This window comes from Prevotella sp. P2-180, from assembly GCF_002251435.1.
In the GTDB taxonomy this organism is placed as follows: domain Bacteria; phylum Bacteroidota; class Bacteroidia; order Bacteroidales; family Bacteroidaceae; genus Prevotella.
The window spans coordinates 1-4,622 of sequence record NZ_NPJI01000075.1; the positions used below are offsets into that span (position 1 = coordinate 1).

The 4,622-nt window shown below is 45.0% G+C and carries 4 protein-coding genes; all 4 read right to left on the reverse strand.

Annotated elements, in window-relative coordinates:
• Positions 1-12: 12 nt before the first annotated feature.
• The gene (locus CIK98_RS18945; protein WP_256387772.1) at positions 13-135 is read right to left on the reverse strand and encodes a hypothetical protein; all 123 of its coding nucleotides are present in this window, start codon (positions 133-135) and stop codon (positions 13-15) included.
• Positions 136-146: 11 nt separating this feature from the next.
• Positions 147-3,626 carry a hypothetical protein gene (locus CIK98_RS10735; RefSeq protein ID WP_094384238.1) on the reverse strand — a complete coding sequence of 1,160 codons (3,480 nt, stop codon included), beginning with the start codon at positions 3,624-3,626 and terminating at the stop codon, positions 147-149.
• A 323-nt stretch (positions 3,627-3,949) separates the two neighbouring features.
• Positions 3,950-4,072 carry a smalltalk protein gene (locus tag CIK98_RS18200; protein ID WP_172409908.1) on the reverse strand — a complete coding sequence of 41 codons (123 nt, stop codon included), beginning with the start codon at positions 4,070-4,072 and terminating at the stop codon, positions 3,950-3,952.
• A 300-nt stretch (positions 4,073-4,372) separates the two neighbouring features.
• A complete protein-coding gene (locus CIK98_RS10740) occupies positions 4,373-4,609 on the reverse strand; it encodes a hypothetical protein (protein WP_141210511.1) in 237 nt (78 codons plus the stop codon).
• Positions 4,610-4,622: the final 13 nt, after the last annotated feature.

The window sequence follows — 4,622 nt, forward strand, 5'->3', positions numbered from 1 at the left end:
TATATACTTATGTCATAAGATTTCTTCGTTGCCGTCCTCGGGGGATACATTATATTTTTCTAGCGACCCTGCCAACAACTGTGGAGTTTCAACTTCATAAACCTCCATCTCAGGCTTTAAATACTTTTTCTTCATGTCTCTATGTTTTATTTGATTATTACTTTTTTGTTATTCTTTATGTAGAGTCCTTTTACAGGGGTAGTCACCTGCTGACCCTGGAGGTTGTAGATGCGGCCATCGGCATTGGCAGTGCCACTGATGCCTGCATCACCCTCTATGACAATCTCTCCGATGCCAGTTGTCTCGTCGTCGCCAGGGAAAGCAAAGCCGCGGGTTGGTGCAGCATTGGCAGGCTTTGTCGCAGCCTCGGTAGATACATTGAGATATGCCTTACCCGGAGTGGCCTTGAGCTTTTTGCCAAGTGAGGTTTCATCAACTTTACCATTCTCATCTTTCACCAGACCGAGATAGAAGCCGAGTCCAGTCTTGTCTGTTGAATTGTTATATGTGAGGCGATAGAGGGTGTAGCCTGCCTCTGCATCTATTGTCTGCTCTGTGGCAGGCGTTGCCACGAGGTTGTTGTTGGCATAATCCGCGGCTGTCAGACCGTCCGTTTCATTTGCCTTCGCATTCACATACTCTCCGTCGGTCTTCAGCAGTACGCCTTCTCCCTTTGCCACTTGGTTGTCAGTGCGCTTTGTCAATGTCATTGTTCCACTGCTTACGGTTGCATTGTAAACATTGAGATTGCGTGCTGAAGGAACTGAAAGTGTTACATCAGAGTTCAAGTTGCTGAACGTTGCCCAGTAGGTGTCGTTGTCACCCTTGGCAGCCTTGATTACCTTATAGTCGCTGAGCACGGGATAATCGTCGGTACCGAGCTGCTGGCCCCATGCGCCAGTAGATTGCTGACCATTAAGCATCCATGCACCCTCGCCGGTTTTCAGGTTTCCCGAGTTCAATCCCACTATATTGCTTTCTCCTGTGATGGTTGCGGTAGTAGATTTCTGTCCGATCGTTTGAACAGTTTGCTCCGCAGAATCGTGAAAAAACTTGGCATCGCTATTGTAAAGGACATGGCCCTGTATGGTCAATTTTTCATTTACATGTCCAGCGACAAGACCACAATATGGACTAGTTGATTCATAAATTATATTGCCTGATGTAAACACATTATTTAATGTTATATCTACTAAATAGCCAACGATTCCGCCAATATAATAATTTCCCTTCACGTCTCCATAGTTAGCGCAGTTGGTGACTGATGTATTTCTTACTCCGTAACCGATAATGCCGCCAATATTGCCACTTCCTACGATGGGTATTCTGTTGACGCAGTTTGTTATATTAGTCTCATTAGCATATCCCACAATTCCTCCGACGTCAGTAGTTCCATTAATGCTACCACTGTTCACCGTGATTCCACTAATGTCAGTGTAACTTGCTTCACCTACGAGCACACCAGAATAATCTGCTGTCGATGTGATGTTGACTTTCTCAAATATTATATCCTTGATAGAGGATTTGACATTACCACCACTTATGGATCCAAACAATCCGGAATTCTGTGCAGAAGTATTGATATAAAGGTTGGAAATGGTTTTGTTGTTACCATCGAAAGAACCATGCCAAGGGTTGGAACGCTTGGAAATAGGCTCCCAACTCAGTTCTGCCACGCCATTATTTTCATCAGCTGCATGGCACACCTTGCTCATGTCAATGTCTGCTTCCAGACGTGCGCAGGCTGTTGTATTACCATTGTTTACGAGTTTGGCAAACCAGAGCAGATGGCAGGCACTCGTCAGCTCATAGGGCGAAGCCCCTGTCCCCTCACCTGTCCAGACGAAAGGCTCTATGTCCATACGGTCCGCCGTTTCCGTCCACGATCCTCTCAGTCGCAGGATATAGTCGCCCTCTATCGCTTCATGCGACTTCTGTCTTACACCGATTATGTAGGTCTCGCCTTGGGTCACATCGAAAGTAAGCGAAAAGTCTGTTTCCGACGAACTGCTATCGTCGTTGTTTACAGAACTTGCTACTTCACCACCTACAGATGTCCAAAGAGCTCCCTCGGTATCGGCATCGCCATACGACTTCACATGCAATGTGCCAGTTCCATCGGCAACATACTTGAACAGATTGTAGCCATACTGCGAATCATAATTATCCGTCTTTTCCACAACGATATCTGCATCACCCAATGTTGCTTCAGGCATTGCCGCGCTGCAGTTCTTGCAGACATAGTCATCCCCAAAATCGTGGTGAGCATTTGTGCGTTCAATAACGGTGTTGTCAATCTCTACGGTCATTGCAGCATCAGAGAATTTCTTGTGACAGCCATTACATTCGTAATACTCTTTACGGCCTTCCGCGCAAGTCGGTGCTATGTATTCATAATGCGTATATGTGTCATGAGTAAGTGATACTGTCGAGGCTTCAGAGGACGTGTTTGTGAATGTACCGCTTAAATCTGTACAGGTGCATTTCATCGATGCATCCTTTGGATAAATTTGAGTGCCGTTCAATACCGGATAGTTGTCTGTATTGATGGTTTGTCCCCATGCACCTTCCGATTGACAGCCATTGAGCAGCCATGCGCCCCAACCAGATTTCAGTAACTCAGAGCTCAAACCTTTGATGTTACTTTCTCCTGTCACAGTGACTGGGGAGGGTACTTCACCCAACGCCACAGGTTCCTGCTCGGTGGTGTCGTAATATATCTTGGCATCGCTATAATATATAGCATAGCCAGAAATGGTGAGTGTAGAAGATACTAATCCCACAACAAGACCACTTCCATTAGCGTCAGATGAAAAAGTCACATTGCCAGATGAGAACACATTACATAAAGTAGTTAATCCATAAGAAAGTCCAACTATGCCACCAACCGCTCTACCTCCATTCACATTGCCATAGTTAGCGCAGTTGGTGATTGAGGTGGATTTATCTACATAACCAACAATGCCGCCAATGGCATAGTCACTTCCTAGGATGGATATTCTGTTGACGCAGTTTGATATCGTAGTACTACTCTGAGTACGTCCCACAATCCCTCCAACATACGAATATCCATTAATGCTACCGTTGTTCACCGTGATTCCACTAATGTCAGTGTTCCCTGCATAACCTGCGAGCACACCAGAATAATCTGCTGTCGATGTGATGTTGACTTTCTCAAATATTATATCCTTGATAGAGGATTTGACTTTACTATTACGTATGTATCCAAACAATCCGGAATTCTGTGCAGAAGTGTTGATATAAAGGTTGGAAATGGTTTTGTTGTTACCATCGAAAGAACCATGCCAAGAGTTGAATTTCTTGGAAATAGGCTCCCAACTCAGTTCTGCCACGCCATTACTTTCATCAGCTGCATGGCACACCTCGCTCATGTCAATGTCAGCCTCCAGACGTGCGCAGGCTGTTGTATTGCCCGCATTAACATAGTCTCGAAACCATGCCAGTTCCGCAGCAGTTGTAATTTGATAAGGATTCGCTGCAGTTCCATCACCATTAACAGGTTGACTTGTAGTAACCTGTGCCCATGCCATCTTAGGCATCACCATTGCCGTCACGAAAAGAAGCGTCGCGGCGAGCCATTTGAATTGTGGTAATTTCTTTTTCATATATTCAATGTTTTTTGTTTTATATTATCTAAACAGTTAAGGTATTATCATAGCAAGTGCCCTCTCCCTAAATCATTATGAGTCAGGCGGTCATATAGGGTAATGTATATGGTTGGCAATGCTATCATACGTTGCTAATAATAACTGATTTAATCATGTTTTTTCTTTGCAGAAGTGTATCAGATACAACATCTGCGCTGCGAAGATACACATTTTCTTTCATATAAGCATCAAAATCATCAAAAAATTATTCAATATTCTGACATATTAACAATTTGAGGGTCAGGGGGTCAGGTACCTCTGACCCAATCTGACCCAGCTGTCTAAATGTAGACGTTAGCTCCCATGCATGATGTCACGCCGAGCGTGGTCGCAATAGCAGACAGTGCCGCCACAATCAGCTGAAGCACCAGCTTCCAAGTGTTCGATTTATTAGTTGTACTCATAGTTGTAATTTTTTAAAGTTCACTTTATTTTACCAAAGAGTTTAAGAGTTTAAGAGTATTTGTATAGTGATAGAGGTTGAATGCCAAGGCATTTAGAGCTTATAGAGAGCTGCGCAAAACCTCTTTTCCTCTGTCGCTTGCGACCTGCTCTATCAACAAAAACCTCTTTCCCTCTTTATCTCTGTGGTTTAAATAATACCCGTCATAAGGAATTACCACTTTTTTAAAGTTTACTTTTTAAAGTTTACTTCTTAAAGTTCACTTTTTAGTGTGGTGGCGGGTGAGACACCCGCCCTCCTGTTACTGACCGAGGTCGTCGCCGCCGCTGCCGCCGCTGGCGTCCTCACCGCCGCTACCAGGATTCTCAGGGTCCTCAATCTCTCCCGAGTCGCCGGAGTTTACACGCTTCACCACGTTTCCGTCGCGGTCGTAGCAGGTGATGCTGATGGCAGCCTCCTTGAGCGCCTTCTTCACGTCTACCGACGGGGTGAAGATAATCTTTCGGGTGGTGATGAGGCTCGAAGCCACCAAGTTCACGTCCTCCACGGCC

Coding starts and splice junctions, on each gene's coding strand:
- CIK98_RS18200 (WP_172409908.1), bottom strand. CDS start 4,072: ATGAGTACAACTAATAAATCGAACACTTGGAAGCTGGTGCTTCAGCTG.
- CIK98_RS10735 (WP_094384238.1), bottom strand. CDS start 3,626: ATGAAAAAGAAATTACCACAATTCAAATGGCTCGCCGCGACGCTTCTT.
- CIK98_RS18945 (WP_256387772.1), bottom strand. CDS start 135: ATGAAGAAAAAGTATTTAAAGCCTGAGATGGAGGTTTATGAAGTTGAA.